Annotated in this window: 15 protein-coding genes; 8 read left to right on the top strand and 7 right to left on the bottom strand. The window is 75.0% G+C overall.

Features of this window, described 5'->3' with window-relative positions:
- The first annotated feature begins 167 nt into the window (after nt 1–167).
- From ACZ7N4_RS06225 to ACZ7N4_RS06215, 3 genes are all read left to right on the top strand, one after another.
- Nucleotides 168–770, top strand: coding sequence for an Rv1733c family protein (locus tag ACZ7N4_RS06225; protein WP_471354358.1), 603 nt, complete (start codon nt 168–170; stop codon nt 768–770).
- 176 nt (nt 771–946) lie between these two features.
- A complete protein-coding gene (locus ACZ7N4_RS06220; RefSeq protein WP_471354356.1) occupies nt 947–1,402 on the top strand; it encodes a peptidoglycan-binding domain-containing protein in 456 nt (151 codons plus the stop codon).
- A 985-nt stretch (nt 1,403–2,387) separates the two neighbouring features.
- Nucleotides 2,388–3,395 carry a YihY/virulence factor BrkB family protein gene (locus ACZ7N4_RS06215; RefSeq protein WP_471355107.1) on the top strand — a complete coding sequence of 336 codons (1,008 nt, stop codon included), beginning with the start codon at nt 2,388–2,390 and terminating at the stop codon, nt 3,393–3,395.
- Nucleotides 3,396–3,426: 31 nt separating this feature from the next.
- Here the strand turns inward: ACZ7N4_RS06215 and ACZ7N4_RS06210 are convergent, their stop codons facing one another.
- The 3 genes from ACZ7N4_RS06210 to ACZ7N4_RS06200 all read right to left on the bottom strand — a co-directional run bounded on the left by ACZ7N4_RS06210 (nt 3,427) and on the right by ACZ7N4_RS06200 (nt 6,297).
- A complete protein-coding gene (locus tag ACZ7N4_RS06210) occupies nt 3,427–4,176 on the bottom strand; it encodes a 3-oxoacyl-ACP reductase family protein (RefSeq protein WP_471354354.1) in 750 nt (249 codons plus the stop codon).
- An 82-nt stretch (nt 4,177–4,258) separates the two neighbouring features.
- Nucleotides 4,259–4,918: a response regulator gene (locus ACZ7N4_RS06205; RefSeq protein ID WP_471354351.1), complete on the bottom strand. Its 660-nt coding sequence runs from the start codon at nt 4,916–4,918 to the stop codon at nt 4,259–4,261.
- 8 nt (nt 4,919–4,926) lie between these two features.
- Complete coding sequence (locus tag ACZ7N4_RS06200; RefSeq protein WP_471354349.1) at nt 4,927–6,297, bottom strand: phosphotransferase-like protein; 1,371 nt, start codon at nt 6,295–6,297, stop codon at nt 4,927–4,929.
- Nucleotides 6,298–6,459: 162 nt separating this feature from the next.
- Between ACZ7N4_RS06200 and ACZ7N4_RS06195 the strand changes: the two genes are divergently transcribed.
- Nucleotides 6,460–7,356, top strand: a complete 897-nt coding sequence (locus ACZ7N4_RS06195) for an NAD(P)-dependent oxidoreductase (RefSeq protein ID WP_471354347.1) — start codon at nt 6,460–6,462, stop codon at nt 7,354–7,356.
- A gap of 16 nt (nt 7,357–7,372) precedes the next feature.
- Here the strand turns inward: ACZ7N4_RS06195 and ACZ7N4_RS06190 are convergent, their stop codons facing one another.
- The gene (locus ACZ7N4_RS06190; RefSeq protein ID WP_471354344.1) at nt 7,373–8,065 is read right to left on the bottom strand and encodes a hypothetical protein; all 693 of its coding nucleotides are present in this window, start codon (nt 8,063–8,065) and stop codon (nt 7,373–7,375) included.
- A gap of 350 nt (nt 8,066–8,415) precedes the next feature.
- Here ACZ7N4_RS06190 and ACZ7N4_RS06185 point away from each other — a divergent pair, with 350 nt between their 5' ends.
- Nucleotides 8,416–9,222 (top strand): FG-GAP repeat domain-containing protein, encoded by an 807-nt coding sequence (locus ACZ7N4_RS06185; protein WP_471354342.1) that lies wholly within the window; start codon nt 8,416–8,418, stop codon nt 9,220–9,222.
- 162 nt (nt 9,223–9,384) lie between these two features.
- Here ACZ7N4_RS06185 and ACZ7N4_RS06180 read toward each other — a convergent pair whose 3' ends face one another.
- Nucleotides 9,385–10,041, bottom strand: coding sequence for a maleylpyruvate isomerase N-terminal domain-containing protein (locus tag ACZ7N4_RS06180; protein WP_471354340.1), 657 nt, complete (start codon nt 10,039–10,041; stop codon nt 9,385–9,387).
- 73 nt (nt 10,042–10,114) lie between these two features.
- Nucleotides 10,115–10,306: a hypothetical protein gene (locus ACZ7N4_RS06175; RefSeq protein ID WP_471354338.1), complete on the bottom strand. Its 192-nt coding sequence runs from the start codon at nt 10,304–10,306 to the stop codon at nt 10,115–10,117.
- Nucleotides 10,307–10,694: 388 nt separating this feature from the next.
- Between ACZ7N4_RS06175 and ACZ7N4_RS06170 the strand changes: the two genes are divergently transcribed.
- Nucleotides 10,695–11,927 carry a glycoside hydrolase family 88 protein gene (locus ACZ7N4_RS06170; protein ID WP_471354335.1) on the top strand — a complete coding sequence of 411 codons (1,233 nt, stop codon included), beginning with the start codon at nt 10,695–10,697 and terminating at the stop codon, nt 11,925–11,927.
- 43 nt (nt 11,928–11,970) lie between these two features.
- Here the strand turns inward: ACZ7N4_RS06170 and ACZ7N4_RS06165 are convergent, their stop codons facing one another.
- On the bottom strand, nt 11,971–12,765 hold the full coding sequence (locus ACZ7N4_RS06165; RefSeq protein ID WP_471354333.1) for an SDR family NAD(P)-dependent oxidoreductase: 795 nt from the start codon (nt 12,763–12,765) through the stop codon (nt 11,971–11,973).
- Between the two features lie 310 nt (nt 12,766–13,075).
- On the opposite strand from ACZ7N4_RS06165, the gene ACZ7N4_RS06160 reads away from it, so the two are divergent.
- On the top strand, nt 13,076–13,444 hold the full coding sequence (locus tag ACZ7N4_RS06160; protein ID WP_471354331.1) for a hypothetical protein: 369 nt from the start codon (nt 13,076–13,078) through the stop codon (nt 13,442–13,444).
- Nucleotides 13,445–13,658: 214 nt separating this feature from the next.
- Nucleotides 13,659–17,555, top strand: a complete 3,897-nt coding sequence (locus ACZ7N4_RS06155) for an nSTAND1 domain-containing NTPase (RefSeq protein ID WP_471354329.1) — start codon at nt 13,659–13,661, stop codon at nt 17,553–17,555.
- Nucleotides 17,556–17,562 lie beyond the last annotated feature (7 nt).

Here is a 17,562-nt window from a genome sequence, read left to right as displayed (position 1 = left end):
GAGAACGGCCGCGGCACCTCCCGGAGGACGGCCACGCCCGGCAGCGGACGTCCGGCGCGGAGAGGTGCAGGATGGTGTCATGACCTCCGCGCGGGCGACCCGGGTCCGGGAGACCGCGGGGGCCGCCCCGGCTTCGGGCCGCCGGTGTGCGAGAGGAGGCGGTGACGATGACACGGACACCCCCCATGACGGTCTCCCGGGTGCGGTTGTGGCGATGGCGGCGCAATCCGCTCCGGCGGCACAGCGATGTCGTCGAGGCCTGGATCGTCCTCGCCGGCTGGGTGCTGGCCCTGGTCGCCGGGGTGTTCGCGGGCATAATGGCGGCCCAGGCCTCCGACGTGGCGTTCACGGCCCGGCAGGCCCGGTTGCACCCCGTGTCCGCCGTACTCACCGACGACGCGGCGCGGACCCCGGCCGCGGGCACCGGTTACGACGACGGGCGGGTGTGGGCGGCCGTGCGCTGGACGGACACGGACGGCTCGGTCCACAGGGACCGGGCGAAGGTCTACCCCGGCGCCCCCGCCGGAACCCACGTCACGGTGTGGACGAACCAGGCGGACCGTGTCGTGGCCGCCCCCGTCACCGGAGCGGCGGCCGACCTCCAGTCGGCGCTCACCGGCGCCCTCGTCGCCCCGGCGGCCGGCGCGCTGGTCTGGGGCACGGGATGGCTGGTCCGCGGCCGGCTCATCCGGCGGCGCATGGCCGAGTGGGACGAGGAGTGGAAGCAGATCGGGCCCCGGTGGGGGAACCTCAGCGGAGGCAGGGGCTGACGGCGCACGGCGGCCGGCACGCGCCCCCCTTGGACCTACCGCGGAGGTTGTACACCGGCCGGGAGCTACCGCGGCCGGTGGAGCCGGGTGTCAACTCCCGGGTTGGCGACGTGCCGTGCCCCGGCACGTAGCTTGTGTGACGTGCCGTGAGGCACTCGTCAACCAGGGGGAAACACATGCGGACCAACATGTTCAGCAGGACCCTGCTCGCCGCCGCGACCACCGTGGCGCTGGCCGCGGGCAGCCTCGCGGCCGCGGGCACCAGCTTCGCCGCTCCCGCGCCCGCGGCGGCCCAACCGGCGGCGGTCAGCGAGGCCGTCACCCCGCAGGCGGTGAACAACCTGGGCCTGACCGCCTCCCAGGCCAAGAAGGTCCAGCGCTGGCTCAAGACCTTCTGGAACTACCGGAGCTCCATCGACGGCAAGCTCGGCACCAACAGCTGGAAGGCCTTCCAGCGCTGCCTGAAGAAGTACTGGGGCTACACCGGCCCGATCGACGGCGTCGTCGGCAAGGGCACGATCAAGGGGCTCCAGCGTCTCCTGAAGGACAGCTACGGCTACCGCGGTCCCATCGACGGGATCGCCGGTGCCGGCACCAAGGCCGCGTTCAAGCGGTTCGCCAACGCTCACTGAGACGGTGGCACGGCGGCTCGTCCGGAGCACCTTCCGCCCCACCGCGGGGGAGGGGCCCGGGCGGGCCGTCCGGCGTGCGGCGCTCCTGCCGGCCGGGGTTCGGGGGCCCGGCCGGCCGATCCCGTAGAGCGGCGGTGGCCTCCGCTTTCCCGGCATCTCTCCCGGCATCGTGCACCTCGCCGGTGGCACCTCGACCGACCTCTTGCGTGAGCGCTCACCTGTCCGCCCGCTCCGCCGACGCCCTGCGGGAGGCCGGCCGGCGGCGCGCCCACCATCGCGGATTCACCGCCGTAACCGCCACCGCCGCCGTAACCGCCCTCGCATGCCCGGCCTCCCCGGCACCGCGCTGCTCGCGGCCCTGCTGCTGCGCCCCCGCCGAACGGGGGAGTGAACGGTGTGAACGGCGGTCCGGGGGCGTGAGGCCGCCCGACGGGGATACCCGGCGGGTATGGCGAAGCTGCACGTACCCTGGCGGCACCAGCGACAGACCGCCGAAGAGACCCGGGCGCCGCGCAAGGACCCCGACGAGTTCCGGGCATCGCCCGGGGTCGGTGGGGAGAGCCGGGCGCCGCGCGAGGCCGTTGGCGAGACCCGGGCGCCGGGCGAGGCCGTCGGCGCGCGCCGGGCGCCGGAGGAGGCTGTCGGCGAGACCCGGGCGCCGCGCGAGGCTTCTGGGGAGAACCGGGTGTCGGATGAGGCCGTCGGCGGGACCCGGGTGCCGCGCGAGGCCGTTGGCGAGACCCGGGCGTCGCGCGAGGCTTCTGGGGAGAACCGGGTGTCGGATGAGGCCGTCGGCGAGACCCGGGTGCCGCGCGAGGCCGTTGGCGAGACCCGGGCGCCGGGCGAGGCCGTCGGCGCGCGCCGGGCGCCGGGCGAGGCTGTCGGCGGGACCCGGGCGCCGGGCGAGGCCGTTGGCGAGACCCGGGCGTCGCGCGAGGCTCCCGGGGAGGCCCGGGCGCCGGGCGAGGCCGTCGGCGGGACCCGGGTGTCGCACATCCCGACGCCGGACGAGGCCGGTCCGGCCCCGGAAGTCGAGCGGCGGGCACCGGCCAGCCCCGCGAAACTGCCCCGGCGGGCGTGGGCCGCGGTGTTCCGGGGCGCCCTGCGCGAGTTCCGGGACGATGAGCTGACCGACCGGGCCGCGGCGCTCACCTACTACGCCGTCCTGTCCCTGTTCCCCGCCCTGCTGGTACTCGTCTCGCTGCTGGCCGTCGCCGGCCGCTCGGTCACGGACCGGGTGCTGGCCAACCTGAGGAACCTCGCCCCCGGCCCCGCCCGCGACATCATCACCCGGGCCGTGGAACAGCTGCGCAACGGCGCCGGCGTCGGCTCGGTCGTGGCCCTCGTCGGCCTGGTGCTCGCCGTGTGGTCGGCGTCCGGCTACGTGGCCGCGTTCATGCGCGCCGCCAACGCCGTCTACGACATGCCCGAGGGACGCCCGGTGTGGAAGATCCTGCCGGTGCGGGTCGGCGTCACCGTCGTGCTGATGGTCCTCGCCGTGGCGAGCGCGCTGATCGTGGTCTTCACCGGCGGCCTGGCCCGCCGCGCCGGGCAGGCCGTCGGGCTCGGCGACACCGCCCTGACCGCCTGGTCGATCGCCAAGTGGCCGGTGCTGGTCCTGCTCGTCACCGTGATGATCGCCATCCTGTACTGGGCGACCCCGAACGCCAAGGTCAAGGGCTTCCGGTGGATCACCCCGGGCAGTGTCCTCGCCCTGCTGATCTGGATGGCCGCCTCCGCCGGCTTCGCGTTCTATGTCGCCAACTTCGCCTCGTACAACAAGACGTACGGCGCCATGGCCGGCGTCATCGTGTTCCTGGTCTGGCTGTGGATCACCAACCTGGCCATCCTGCTGGGCCTGGAGTTCGACGCGGAGGCCGTACGGCAGCGGGCCATCGCCGGCGGCCACCCGCCCGACGCCGAGCCCTACACCCGGCCCCGCGACACCAGGAAGTGGGACGAGGAGGACCTGCGCCGCCTGGAAGAGCCCTGACGAGCGTGCGGCGCAGGCCCTCCCCGGCCTGTCAGGCGCTGTGTCCGCCGTCCACCGAGAACTCCGCGCCCGTCACGTACGCGGCCTCCGGCCCCGCGAGGAACGCCACCATCGACGCCACCTCCTCGGCCCTGCCGAAGCGGCCCAGCGCGGTCATGTCCGCCTGGCCCGACGCGTACGGGCCGTCCGCGGGGTTCATGTCGGTGTCGGTCGGGCCCGGGTGCACGACGTTCGCGGTGATGCCGCGCCCGCCCAGCTCCCGTGCCAGGGCCTTCGTCAGGCCGATGACGGCCGACTTGCTCATCGCGTACAGCGTCGCCCCCGGCCCCGGCACCCGCGCGGCGACACAGCTGCCGACGGTGATGATCCGTCCGCCGGACCCCATGACCGAGGCGGCGGCCTGGGCGGCCAGGAACACACCGCGCACGTTCACCGCGAGGAGCCGGTCGACGTCGTCGAGGGACAGGCTCTCCAGCGGCCCCATCACCCCCATGCCCGCGTTGCCCACCAGCACGTCCAGCCCGCCCAGTTCCTCCGCCGCGCGCCGTACCGCGCCCGCCGCCTCCGCCGCGTCCGCGGAGTCGGCGCGCAGGGCGAGCGCCCGCCGCCCCAGCGCCTCGATGTCCCGTACGACGTCGTCGGCCGCGTCCTTGCCGTGCACGTAGGTCAGGGCCACGTCCGCGCCCTCCCGCGCCAGCCGCCGTGCGGTCGCCGCGCCGATGCCCCGGCTGCCGCCGGTCACCAGTGCCGTCCTGCCCTGCAGATCAGTTCGTGAAGTCATGCCCTCATTCCAGCCGAGGGCCCGGGGGAACACCGGCGGGCAACGGACATCGACCTCGGCGGCCGGGCTGGCCGGTGCGCGGTCAGCCCAGCGGGACGCCACCCGGACTGATCAGACCGGTCTCGTAGGCGAGGATCGTGGCCTGGACCCGGTCGCGCAGCCCGAGCTTGGACAGCAGGGCGTTCACATGGCTCTTGACCGTGCCCGTGGTGACGCCGAGTTCGGCGCCGATCTCGGCGTTGGTCAGCCCGGAGGCGATCTTCAGCAGGACCTCCCGTTCCCGCTGGGTGAGCCGGCCGAGGGGGCCGCCGTCCGGGGCCGGGGGCGGGCCACCGGGGGCGAAGGTGTCGATGAGGCGGCGGGTTACGGCGGGCGCCAGGATGCCGTCGCCGGCCGCGACCACCCGGATCGCGGACAGCAGCTCCTCGGGCCGGGCGTCCTTCAGCAGGAACCCGGACGCCCCGGCGCGCAGCGCCTCGTACACGTACTCGTCCAGGTCGAACGTGGTGAGCACCAGCACCCGCGGCGCGTCGGCCGGCGCGGTGATCAGCCGGGTCGCGGTGAGGCCGTCCATGCCCGGCATCCGGATGTCCATCAGGACGACGTCAGGCTTCTCCCCGGCGGCTAGCGACACCGCCGTGGCCCCGTCACCGGCCTCGGCCACCACGGTCAGATCGGGCTCGGCGGCCACGATGGCGGCGAATCCGGCCCGGACCACGGCCTGGTCGTCCACGACGATCACGCGTACGGCTACGGGGACACCTCCTGGGCGGAGGCCGGAACGACTCCGGCCGGCAACGACACCCGTAGGGTACCGGCCGGTTCGCACCGGATCCGCCCCTCGCCCGCCTGGACCTGCACCTTCAGACGCTCGGCGACCGGGCCCGCGACGGCGAGCCGGACCCCCGTCACCGTGATCCGCAGGGTGCCGCGGCGCCGTCGCAAGGTCACCCGGGCCGGACCCGGGTCGCCCGCGCCGAGCGCCGCCTCGACGATCCGGTACACCGAGACCTGCACGGACGGCGGGAGTGCCCGGGCGGCCTCCGTGAGCCCCCGCACCCGCACGTCACGGCCGCCGGACCGCAGCGCGCCGCACAGCGCGTCCAGATCGGCGACGGCCGGCGACGGAGCGAGCCGACCGCCGGGCCCCTCGCCGTCGCCCGTGGTACCGCCCAGCCCGTGCAGCATCTCCCCCATCGCCCCCAGCGCCGCCCTGGCCGTGTCCGCCACCTCCGCCAGGCCGCCCCGCCGGGCCGCGACGACCAGCGCCCGCGTGTGCTCCAGCACGGCGTCGCGCAACGTGGCCGCCAGCCGCTGCCGTTCGGCCTCGGCGGCCCGGTCCGCCTGCCACATCGAGGCGGCGAACGCGAAGTCGTCGTACGCCAGGGCACGCAGCCGGCGCCGCCGCACGAACAGACCGGCACCCCACACGGCGGCGAACACCGGCGCCAGCGGGACGGCCAGCAGGAAGGCCAGCAGAACGGCGCCCCCCGGGCCCACCGGCTCGTCCCCCACCGAGCCGTCCGCACAGGCCAGCGCCGTCACGGCACAGGCCGTCACGAGCGTCGCCGCGGCGGGCGCCGGCCAGGTGTGCCCGGGCCCCTGCCCGTACCCGGCGACCGCGTACACCGCGAGCAACTCCACGAGCGTCCCCAGGACGAGGAACTCCGCGACACCGGGCGGCACATGGCAGGCGACGACGGCCACCGGCCCCAGCGAGGCCGTCGCGAGCACGGCACCGCATACGGTCCACGGAGCCCGTCTGCGCCACAGCAGGGGCAGCGCGTGCAGCACCAGCAGTCCGCAGACGAGCAGCAGCGCCGGCAGCGCGGCGCGCCGGGCGGCGGCCGACCAGTCCTCCGTGAGCGCCAGCGCGAACGAGACGGGCAGGATCATCGCGGCCAGCGCCAGCGCGGGATCGGCGAGCCGCTGCTCGCGCAGCACGTCACGCCGCCGGCCCGGCTCGTGCGGCCCCCGTTCGACGCCGTCGGGCAGCGTCGCGCGCACCGCGTCCACGAACGCGTCGATCCCGAACGCCGGCCGGCGATCGGGCAGTACGGCCTGCGGACACCGCACGATCCCGGACTTGCCCGCGCTGGAAGCACCGTTGAGAAGGATCACCCGAGTCCGGCCACGGTACGCAACCCGCGGGGCCGGCGGACCACCCTCCTCTCGACCGTTGGGACGGCGCGCCGGGGGAGGGGCTTGGCGCGCCGTACGCCCGTCTGGTGGAAGATCTCCTCAGTGGCCGTGCAGGCCCTCCCGCGTCAGGAAGTTGAGGTCATGACCGACAAGCTCACCGTGAGCGTCCTGGGTACCGGCATCATGGGCGCCGCGATGGCCCGCAATCTACTGCGGGCCGGACACACCGTCCGTGCCTGGAACCGCACCCGCGCCAAGGCCGAACCACTCGCCGCCGACGGCGCCCAGGTCGTCGGCACGCCCGCCGAGGCCGTCGAGGGCGCCGACGTCGTCCTGACCATGCTCCACGACGGCCCCGTCACCCTGGACGTCATGCGCGAGGCCGCTCCCGCCCTGCGCTCCGGCACCGCCTGGGCGCAGGCCGGCACCGCCGGTGTCGGGGCCCTCGGTGACCTGGCCGCGTTCGCCCGCGAGTACGGCCTGGTCTTCTTCGACGCGCCGGTGCTGGGCACCCGCGAGCCCGCCGAGGCCGGACGGCTCCTCGTCATCGCCGCCGGCCCCGGCGAGCACCGTTCCGCCGTGCACCCGGTGTTCGACGCGGTCGGCGCACGCACCGTGTGGACCGGGGAGGACGGCGCGGCCGGTACCGCGACCCGGCTGAAGCTGGTCGCCAACAGCTGGGTCCTCGCGGCCACCGCCGCGACCGGCGAGGTGCTGGCCCTGGCCAAGGCGCTCGGCGTGGACCCGCAGGGCTTCTTCGACGCGATCGAGGGCGGCCCGCTGGACATGGGATACCTGCGGGCCAAGTCGGAGCTCATCCTCGAAGACCGGCTGACCCCGGCACAGTTCGCGGTGGCCACGGCAGTCAAGGACGCCCGGCTCATCGTCCGGGCGGGCGAGGAGCACGGCGTGCGTCTGGACGTGCTCGCCGCGAGCGCCGCACGTCTGGAGCGCGCCGCCGCACAGGGCCATGCCGACGAGGACATGGCCGCGGCCTACTTCGCCAGCTTCGACACCGGCGACCGGCCGCCGGTCTGAGCGAGGCCCCGTACCGTCAGGCGGAGGTGTGCGGTCCCTCCGCCTTCTCCGCCGGCGGTGCCGCCGCCGATTCCCCTGCCGCCGTCTCCGCCGAGTCGTCCGCCGCCTGCCCCGGCACGGTGTAGAAGACGGACGAGCCCTGCTTGGTGCGCTGGGCGCCGTTCCTGGCCACGAGGTTCTCCAGAGTGGTGCGTACGACCTTGGTCTGGATGCCCCGTTCGGGGTGCGCCCGGACCAGCGCCTCGGCGACCTCGGCGGCGGAGCGCGGTTCCCTCTGCTCCGTCAGGTGCCGGCGGACGAGTTCGACGAGCGTGGGCTGAGCCGGCTCGGGAGCCGTCTTCCGGGCCGCCGGCTTCCGCACCGCCGGCTTCTTGGCCGCCGCCTGCTTCACCTCCGGCTTCTTGGCCGCCGGTTTCTTCACTTCCGTCTTCTTCACCGCCGGCTTCCTGGCGTCGGCGCGCCGCGTGCCGCCGCTCTTCTTCCGGGGGGAGGGGACGACCACCCCACCGGACGGAGCGGTGATGCCGAGGGCCTGCCGCATGCTGAGCAGGATGGCGTGGTCGTGCTGCAGGGTGGTCAACTGCTCCTGCAGGGCGGCGATCTCCGCCGTGATGCGCTCCTGCTCCTTGAGGTTGTGTTCGAGGTCGTTGGTCACCTGGCTGACGTACTGAGAAGCCAGCTCGGTGACGGGCCCAGCGCTTTCCGGCATCTTTCCCTCCGCTCCTGACGGTGCGACACCTGGATGATACGGGCGGGTCAACCCGTTTTCACCGTTGGCGCAGTCACCGGCAGGGTGAGCGTAGCCGGGCCGAGCCCCGTGAGGGCCAGGCCGCGCCCGTTCCCGAGGACCGCACGCACCGCGTGAGCCGGTGCCGTCAGCCCTGGACCAGGCCGGCGACTTCGGCCTGGCCGAGCGCGCGGCCGTGACCCGGAAGAGGTGTCCGCGTCGCTGAGCGGGGTCAGAGGCATGGTGACGTCGACTCCGGTGCCGTAGCTGAGGTCCGGGCCCGAAGGACCGGCTTCCGATATCGATGGCGCACGGGGCTACGATCCCTGCCCATGGCAGTGCGCGGACGCAGCGGACCCTCCCGGTCCCGACGCCTCACCCGCCCCGCGTCCCTGACGGCGGCGGGTCTGCTGCTGCTCGCCGGGGGCGAGGACTCGCTGGGCGCACCTCCGCCGCGGCCGGCCGCGCCGCCCGCCGTCACCGCGTGTCTGACCACGTCCGGGGAGCTGATCGCCGATGTGGACAACGACGGCCGACCGGACCGGATCACCGACCCGTCCCACCACGGCGCCCTGCTGGCCGTCACGTTCGGCCTCGGCTCGTCTCGCGAAGTGACCGTCTCCGCCCGGGGATTGGCGGACCGGCCCGGGCGCCGGCAGGAGTACGTGCGCGCCGCCGTGGCGGACTTCGACCGGGACGGCTGGAGCGATCTGGTCGTCGTGGCAGGCGAGGAGCAGGGCGGCGACGACCCGGTCCCGCCCCGCGTGGCCGAGCTGAGGTTCGGCCCCTTCTCCGGCACCGGCCGCAGCCGGCGGACCCTCCGGCTCGACCTCGGCGCCACGAAGGACATCGCCGTGGCCGACTACGACCACGACCGCTACCCCGACCTCGCCGCGTACACCTACTCCGGCGACGGCACCTACGAGACCCAGGCCCGCCTCGGCGACCCGCACACCGGCCTCGCCCCCGGCACCCGCGCCCACACCACTGAGGCCCCGGGCACGGGCTACCACCCCCCGGCCACCCTCTCCCACTCCGGCCTCGCGCCGTTCTACCCGGCGTGCGGGGCACGGAGGCCGGCCGGACGACAGGTCACGGGAGACGGCCGTGGCCCGGGGGCTCCCCGTATCCCCAGGTGAACGGTTCGTCGAGTCCGGCGGCCGCTCGCGCCCCGGTCCGGGCCTCGAACCCGGCCGCGGGGCCGAGTCGGGCGGCGTCGGGGCCGGATCCGGCGGCGGGTCCCGGCTCGGCCGGTCCGCCGTAACGGTGGACCCCGTGGCGGTGGACCGCGTGGCGGGCGCTCAGCCGAGGACGAGCGGGAGTCGCGCGGCCCGTTCGCCCAGTTCGGCCCGCTCGGCGCCGGTCGGGGTGCGGCGGCCCGTGCCGATGCGCAGGGCGTCCTGGTCGGACCACGAGGCGGGGAAGGGCGCTCCCGCGATCTCCTCCAGCAGTGCGCGGGAGCCGGCGAGGCTCTCGGCGGGCGGTTCCGGTGCTCCGGGGAGGTGGGCGGTCAGGTCCAGGTGGTGCAGGGTCCACTCCAGGACGTACGCCGAGAGGTAGTCGCCCACGGTGAGGACCATGTCCTGGGTGCGCACCCGCTGTCCAGGGTCGGCCAGCCGCGCCGCACGCCCGGCGGCCGAACCGACGTCGTCCAGATGGAACTTCAGCAGTTCCGCGTCCTCGTAGGCGGCGGCCAGCCGGACGGTCAGCGCGTCCAGCGGGTCGTCGCCGGTCGGCGGTGTCCCGGTGACGTTCCAGTACGTCGCCGCGTTGCGCGTCGGCTCCTCCGCGGCCGGTGTCACGAGGGTGATCAGCACGTCCTGGGCGTCGATGACCAGATGGCACACAAGGTCCCGGACCAGCCAGCCGGTACAGCCCGACGGACGCGTGAAGTCCTCGGCGGGGAGTTCGGCGACCGCCGCGCGCAGGGCCGTCCACGAACGCGAGAAGAGATCCACGGCCGCAAACTAGCAGCGCTCCGCCGTTGTTTCGAGCCCGTTCCCGTCGGCCCGGGACGGCTGCCGCGTCGCCTCAGGAGGCCGCGAGGGCGACGCCGAAGCCGATGAGCACGACACCGGCGATCCGCCCGAAAGGCCGGTGGACGCGTGGCCGTTCCAGTACCGGGCCCGCCTCGGACGGCAGGAGCACACAGCCGCTCAGCCGTCCGACGGTCGGCGTGGCGTGCAGCAGAACGAGGAGCGCCACGGCCCACGCCGCGGTCATCGCCGAGGAGCACCCCGGCAACCCCGACCCCCGGCCGCCGGGCGTGGAGGAGGACCTGCTGGACGACCTCTCCGCCTCGCCCTGCCCGGGCCGGACCGCGGGCCGGTGACGGCCGGCCCCCCGGCGTCCCTGCGCGCCCTCGCCGGCCGAAAGGCCGATGCCGCCTCAGCGGCCCGGCGCGCCGCGCGCCCGACAGCACCTCCGTGCCCCGCGAGGCCTCCGGCCCAGCGAGGCCTGAGCCTGGTCCCCGCTGCGGCAGCCGGGCGGGGAGCCGGATCCCACTACGCGTTCACGGTGATGAACATTGCTCACGTGGGTGTACATGCCCGACGGAGCTGTGCGAAGCTCGGCCGACTTCTCTTGTCCGAGACGGAGTGGGAGGGCGACCATGAGCGTGTCCCGGCGTGCGCTGCTGGCGACGGCGGCCGGTGCGGCGGCCGTGGGAAGCTCCGCGGTGCCGGCCGCGGGAGCGACGGACGGGCAGGCACCGGGGGCGGCGACCCTGCGGACGCTCCGGGCGGCGGCGGACTACGCCGTCGAGAAGGTCCGAGCCGTCGCCCCGGGCGTGACCGGCTTCCCGGTCGGCACGAAGTTCGAGAAGTGGACGTACTCGCGCACCGGGGACTGGGTGGGCGGATTCTGGCCGGGAACGCTGTGGATGGCCTGGCTTCACACCAAGGACGACTCCTTCCGCACGTGGGCGGTCGACTCGGCCCGCGGCCTCGCCCCCCGTCAGTACGACACGAGCACCCACGACCTCGGCTTCCTCTTCACCCCCTCGTGGGTCACCGCCTGGCGGCTGACCGGTGACGACACATGGCGGACCGGCGCGATACAGGCCGCCGACTCCCTGAGCCGGCGGTACAACCCGCGCGGACGGTTCATCCGGGCCTGGGGCGCGCTGACGGACCGTGCCAACGCGGGCCGCGTCATCATGGACACGCTGATGAACCTCGACCTGCTGGCGTTCGCCGGCCGGGAGACCGGCGACGGCAGATACCTGGACATCGCCGTGGAGCACGCGAGGACCGCGCAGCGCGTCTTCCCCCGCCCGGACGGATCCACCCCGCACGTCTTCGACTTCGACCCGGACACCGGCGCACCGCTCGGCCCCGGCACGGTGCAGGGGTACAGCCCGGCCTCCTGCTGGTCACGCGGACAGGCCTGGGGCATCTACGGCTTCACCACGATGTACCGGCGCACCGGGCACACGGAGTTCCGGGACACCGCGCGCAGACTGGCCGACTTCGCCATCGGGGCGCTGAGTCCGGACCACGTCCCGGTATGGGACTACCGCGCGCCGCAGCAGCCGTACGACGTCAAGGACGCCTCCGCCGGCGCCGTCATGGCCTGCGGACTGCTCGACCTGCACGCCTCGACGGGCAGCCGGACCTACCGCGAGGTGGCGCTGCGTCTGCTCACCGCGCTCGCGGACACCTGTCTGACGAGGAACTCGGCGCGCGCCGACGCGGTCGTGGCCCGCTGCACCCGCAACCGCCCGGCCGAGGACGGGATCGAGATCTCCCTGCCGTACGCCGACTACTACCTGCTCGAAGGCATCCTCCGCGTGCTCCGGCCCGACGACGTCGACCGGGCCATCGACCTGTCGCAGCCGAGCTGACGCCCACGCCGTCCCCCGGACCCCGCCCACCGGCGTACCGGCGTCAGGGCAGGATCGAGTCGATGTACCCGCCGTCCACACGCAGCGCCCCGCCGGTCGTCGCCGACGCCTGCTCCGAGCTGAGGTAGACGACCATGTGGGCGATCTCCTCCGGCTCGATCAGCCGCTGCAGCAGGGACTGCGGGCGGTGCTCGCGCATGAACGCGCGCTGCGCCTGTTCCCAGGGCAGCTCCCGGTCGACGAGGTCGTACACGAAGTCCTCGACGCCGCCGGTGTGCGTGGGACCGGCGATGACCGAGTTCACCGTGACGCCCGTGCCCGCCGCCTTCTTGGCGAAGCCGCGGCTCACCGCCAGCAGCGCGGTCTTCGACATGCCGTAGTGGATCATCTCGGCGGGGATGGCCACCGCCGAGTCGCTGGCGACGTACTGGACGCGACCCCAGCCGCGCTCGGTCATGCCCGGCAGATACCGCCGGGTCAGCCGTACGGCGGCGAGGACGTTCACCTCGAAGTAGCGCCGCCACTCGTCGTCGGTGATCTCCAACGGGTCCGCGGCGCCGAAGACGCCCAGGTTGTTGACGAGAATGTCCACCTGCGGCAGCAGCCGGGCCACCCGGTCCGCGCCCTCGTCGGACGACACGTCGGCGGCCACCGGCACCAGTTCGGCGCCGGGGGCCTGTTGGGCCAGCGCGGCGACGCTGTCGGCCACCCGCCGCTCGTCGCGGCCGTTGACGCCCACGCGGGCCCCGGCCCGGGCGAGGGCGACGGCGATGGCGGCGCCGATCCCCTGGGTCGAGCCGGTGACCAGCGCGGTGCGTCCTGTCAGTTCGATCTGCATGGGCGGGAGGGTTCCCTTCGTGCGCGCGTGGATGCCACGGTCCGTCAAGTGTGACGGGCGGGCGCGCGGGAACGGCGAACGGCGCGACCACGCTGGGCCGTTCGGCCCCGCCCGTGGGAAGGCGCCCCGGCCCGTCCGCGCGCCGTTGCCCTTTGCTCCTCCCCCCGCTGGTCACGGGCGGTTTCCCGGGTGCGGGCGGGACGGGCGACGGGAAACCCGTCGACCCCGGCCGGGCGCCGCGGGACCGTGAAGCCGTCAACACCAGGCACGGCCTGCGACCACGACGCAGGAGAACTGCAAGGGGGAAACCATGCGCACGATGATTCGCGGGGCCGCCGCGTTCGCGACCGCCACGGCGGCGGTGCTGGCGATGAGCGGCGCGGCCCACGCCCGGCCGGCGGCCGACCCGTGGGCCGGCTGCCCGGACGGCGCGGTCTGCGTGTACCCGCAGAACCAGGACCCGGCCCGGTCGCCGAGCCTGGTCTTCTACAGCTACGGCCCGCACAACCTCAACAACCAGGTCGGCCGGCACTGGGTCCTCAACAACCAGTACGGCGGGGCCACCGCGAGCCTGTGCACCGGCTACAACGGCACCGGCTGCGGCGCACCCATCGCCGAGGGGACGGGCGTGTACGCCGACCTGACGCCGATCAACTCCATCACCCTCAACCGGCCTTAGGCGAGCGGCGGAAGAGGACCACAGACCCTCGGCCGCCGTACCCCACCCACGGCCGGCCGAGGGGCAGCACGGGGGAAGCTTCCGGAACCGCGACCGCGGTTCCGGAAGCTTGTTTTCGGCCACTGTGCACGCATGGCTGGGCCACCTGTCCGACCCCGGCAGTAACCTGGGCTCCCGCCGTCTCACGGCCTGGCACGCTTGCCATGGGGGACCCTTGGGGGAACCGCGACAGGGAGCCGGCAACGGCAACCCGAACGAGAACGACGGGGACCGGGCGGTGCCGACCACACCGTCCTTCCCCGCACACCTACGACGACTGAGGCAGCAGCGCGGTCTGTCACTCGCCGACCTGGCCCGGCAGACCCACTACAGCAAGGGGTATCTGAGCAAGATCGAGACCGGCGCGAAGCGCCCGACCGTCGACGTGGCCCGCCGCTGCGACCGGATCCTGCGCGCGGACGGCGAGTTGCTGGCCCTGGTCGCCCCACCGCGCCCGGCCAGACCCGCCGACGGCAACGATGTCATGGGCCGCGCCTGCCCCTACCCGGGTCTGTCGGCGTTCACCACCCAGGACGCCGGCCGCTTCTTCGGCCGGGAACGGGCGACGGCCGCCCTCGTGGAACGGGTCTTCGGCAGGATCGGCAAGGGGCCGCTACTGCTCGTCGCCCCCTCCGGCGCGGGCAAGTCGTCCCTGCTGAACGCCGGTCTGGTGCCCGCCCTCCGGCGGCCCGGCGGCTTCCCGATGGCCGGCGCCGACCGCTGGCCCGTCGTCACCCTCACCCCCACCGGGCACCCGACGCGGGAACTGGTGGAACGCGCCGCCAAGGTGCTCGGCGGCGATCTGGCCCTCACCCCCGCCCGGCTGGCCGAGCGGCCCGAGGCCCTCCTCGACGCCGTACGGACCCGTGCGGACACGCCACCGGCCGGGCGTCGGCCACCGCCACCGCCCCGACTCGTCCTGCTGGTCGACCAGTTCGAGGAACTGTTCACCCTCTGCGCCGACGAGGACGAACGGCGCACCTTCGCCCGTGTGCTGTGCGCGCTGGCCGCGCCCGCACCGTCGGCCGCCCACGATCCCGCGGCGGTCGTCCTCGGCGTACGCGCCGACTTCTCCGGTCACTGCCTCGACCTGCCCGAACTCGCCCCCGCCTTCACCGACGGCCTCCACGTCCTGGCCCCGATGACCACGGCGGAGCTGATCGAGTCCGTCACCCGCCCCGCCGAACTCGCCGGCGTCACCCTCGAACCCGGGCTCGTCCCGCTGCTGCTGCGGGACGCCGGACTCACGGGCGAACCCGGTGAACCCGCCGACCACGGCAAACCCGGCGTATTCGGCGGGCCCGGTGCGCGGGGGGTGCCCTCCGGTGCGCTGCCCCTGGTCTCCCACGCGCTGCTCGCCACCTGGCGGCACCGCGAGGGGGACACCCTCACCGTCGCCGGGTACGAGAGCACCGGCGGCATCCAGGGCGCCGTGGCACGCACCGCCGAGGACGCCTTCGCCCAGCTGTATCCCGCCGAGCAGCAGACCATCCGGCGCATCCTGTCCCGGCTCGTGCAGGTCTCCGACGACACCGGCACCACCCGCCGCCGGGTCCGCCGCACCGACCTCGTGGCACAGCCGTCCGACGCGGCGGGCGCCGACACCGCGCTCGACGTGTTCGTCCGCGCCCGGCTCGTCACCGTCGACAGCGACAGCGTGGAGATCACCCACGAGGCCCTGCTGCACAGCTGGCCCCGGCTGCGGGACTGGATCGACGCCGACCGGGCCGGCCTGCTCGCCCGCCAGCAACTCGGCCATGCGGCGGCCGCCTGGGAACGCGAGGGCCGCGACCCGTCGGCGCTCTACCGCGGCACCCGGCTCGACACCGTGCGCTCCTGGGCGGCGGACACGGACCGACTCGGCCCGCTGGGACCCGTGGAGGAGGCGTTCCTGCACGCCAGCGAGGCCGAGGAGGAGACCCGTCAGCGGCAGACACGGCGTCAGAACCGGCTGCGGGAGGCGATGACGGCCACCCTCGTCGTCCTGCTCGGCTGCGCCCTGGCCGCCGGCGGCCTCGCCTACCGGCAGCGCACCGACGCGCTCGCCCAGGAGCGCCTCGCCCGCTCGCAGGCCCTGGCCGTCCGCTCCACCCTGCTGGCCGGGGGCCGCCCGGAGGCCTCGATGCTGCTCGCCGCCGAGGCCTACCGCACCCAGCCCACCGCCACCACCCGCGGCGCTCTGCTGAGCACCCAGTCCGAGCCCTTCGCGGCCCGGCTCGGCGGCCACCGCGGCCCGGTCAACGCGGTCGCCTTCGCACCGGACGGCCGTCTGCTGGCCACCGCCGGCTCCGACGGCACGGTCCGGCTGCGGCGCCTGACCGACCACCGGACGACCGCGACCCTCACCGTCCCCGGCCGCATCCGTGCCCTCGCCTTCAGCCCGGACGGCCGTACCCTCGCGGTCACCTCGACCGACGGACCGGTACGGCTGTGGTCCCCGGCCCGCCCGTCCCGCACCACCCTGCTGCCGGACACCACAGCGGCCCGCGCGGTCGCCTTCGCCCCACACGGGCACACCCTCGCCGTCGCCGCCCCCGACGGGGCCGTCCAGCTCTGGGACACGGCCCGCGCCCCGCGGCGGACGGCCCGCCTCACCGGCCACTCGGGCGAGACCGACGCGCTCGCGTTCGCCCCGGACGCCCGCACGCTCGCCTCCGCCGGCGCCGACCGGACCGTACGCCTGTGGGACCCCGGCCGGGCCCGGCAACTGGCCGTCCTGCGCGGACACACCGACGCGGTGCTCGGCCTGGCGTTCGCCCCCGACGGCCGCGGCCTGGCCAGCGGGGGAGTGGACCGGACCGTGCGGCTGTGGGACGTCGGCCGCCGCCGGGCCACCGCGACGCTCACCGGGCACAGCGACGACGTCAACGCGGTCGCCTACACCCGCGACGGCACCACCGTGATCAGCGCGAGCGGGGACGGCACGACCCGGCTGTGGGACGTCCGCGCCGGACGGCTCGTCACCACCCTCAGCGGCCACACCGACTACGTGATGTCCGTGGCGGTCGACCCCACCGGCACACTGCTCGCCACCGGCGGGTTCGACCAGTCCGTGGTTCTGTGGGACCTGCGCGGCGGCACCCTGGCCGCCCGCCCGTTCACGGAGGTATCCGCCGTCGCCTACCGGCCCGACGGGCGGAAGCTGGCCACCGCGGACGCCGACCACACCGTACGGCTGTGGGACCCCGGCCCGGCCCGCCGGCGCGGCACGCCCACCACCCTGGAGGGACAGCCCGGCAGCATCACCACCGTGGCGTTCGCGCCGGACGGGCACACGCTCGCCGCGGCCGGTTCCGACGGCACGGTGGTGCTCTGGGACACCCCGGCCCGCCGCCCGCGCGCCGTGCTGCACGGCCACCTCGGAGCCGTGTTCGCCGTCGCGTTCGCCCCCGACGGCCGTACCCTCGCCTCCGCGGGCGCCGACCGCACCGTCCGCCTCTGGGACGTCCCCGGCCGCCGCCCGCTCGCCGTCCTCACCGGCCACACCGACTACGTCAACGGCGTCGCCTTCAGCCCCGACGGACGGCAACTGGCCAGCGTCGGCGACGATCTGACGGTCCGGCTGTGGGACGCCCGGACCCACCGTCCGCTGGCCAGACTGACCGGCCACACCGGCGCCGTGCGGGGCGTCGCCTTCAGCCCCGACGGCCGCACCCTGGCCAGTGCGGGCAACGACGGCACCGTACGGCTGTGGGACGCGGGCCGCCGCCGGCTCCTCGACTCGCTGACCGGCCACACCGGTTCGGTGCGCGGCCTGGCCTTCTCACCGGACGGCCGGCTGCTGGCCAGCAGCGGCAACGACCGTACGGTACGGCTGTGGGACGTGCCCGGACGGCGGCCGTGGGCCACGCTCTCCGGGCACACCGACGCCGTGTGGGGCGTGGCCTTCGCCCCCGACGGGCGGACGGTGGCGAGCAGCAGCTACGACGGCACGGTACGGCTGTGGAACCTGGACACCGGCACCCGGCTGGCGGAGATCTGCCGCCTGGACCGCGAGACGGACCCGGCGACCCGCCGCTCCCTCCTGCCGGGGGAGCCCGCCCCCGGTGCCTCCGCGTGCCCGCCGCACTGAACGACCC

The sequence above is a fragment of the Streptomyces sp. NPDC107654 genome (assembly GCF_055639035.1).
Note: the sequence above shows the minus strand (reverse complement) of the source record. Positions and strands in the feature narration are given on the sequence as shown.

Bases quoted from the DNA above. Each gene is read 5' to 3' on its own strand.
- ACZ7N4_RS06190 (WP_471354344.1), bottom strand. From the start codon at position 8,065: ATGCCGGAAAGCGCTGGGCCCGTCACCGAGCTGGCTTCTCAGTACGTC.
- ACZ7N4_RS06185 (WP_471354342.1), top strand. From the start codon at position 8,416: ATGGCAGTGCGCGGACGCAGCGGACCCTCCCGGTCCCGACGCCTCACC.
- ACZ7N4_RS06175 (WP_471354338.1), bottom strand. From the start codon at position 10,306: ATGACCGCGGCGTGGGCCGTGGCGCTCCTCGTTCTGCTGCACGCCACG.
- ACZ7N4_RS06165 (WP_471354333.1), bottom strand. From the start codon at position 12,765: ATGCAGATCGAACTGACAGGACGCACCGCGCTGGTCACCGGCTCGACC.
- ACZ7N4_RS06160 (WP_471354331.1), top strand. From the start codon at position 13,076: ATGCGCACGATGATTCGCGGGGCCGCCGCGTTCGCGACCGCCACGGCG.
- ACZ7N4_RS06220 (WP_471354356.1), top strand. From the start codon at position 947: ATGCGGACCAACATGTTCAGCAGGACCCTGCTCGCCGCCGCGACCACC.
- ACZ7N4_RS06210 (WP_471354354.1), bottom strand. From the start codon at position 4,176: ATGACTTCACGAACTGATCTGCAGGGCAGGACGGCACTGGTGACCGGC.
- ACZ7N4_RS06225 (WP_471354358.1), top strand. From the start codon at position 168: ATGACACGGACACCCCCCATGACGGTCTCCCGGGTGCGGTTGTGGCGA.
- ACZ7N4_RS06170 (WP_471354335.1), top strand. From the start codon at position 10,695: ATGAGCGTGTCCCGGCGTGCGCTGCTGGCGACGGCGGCCGGTGCGGCG.
- ACZ7N4_RS06195 (WP_471354347.1), top strand. From the start codon at position 6,460: ATGACCGACAAGCTCACCGTGAGCGTCCTGGGTACCGGCATCATGGGC.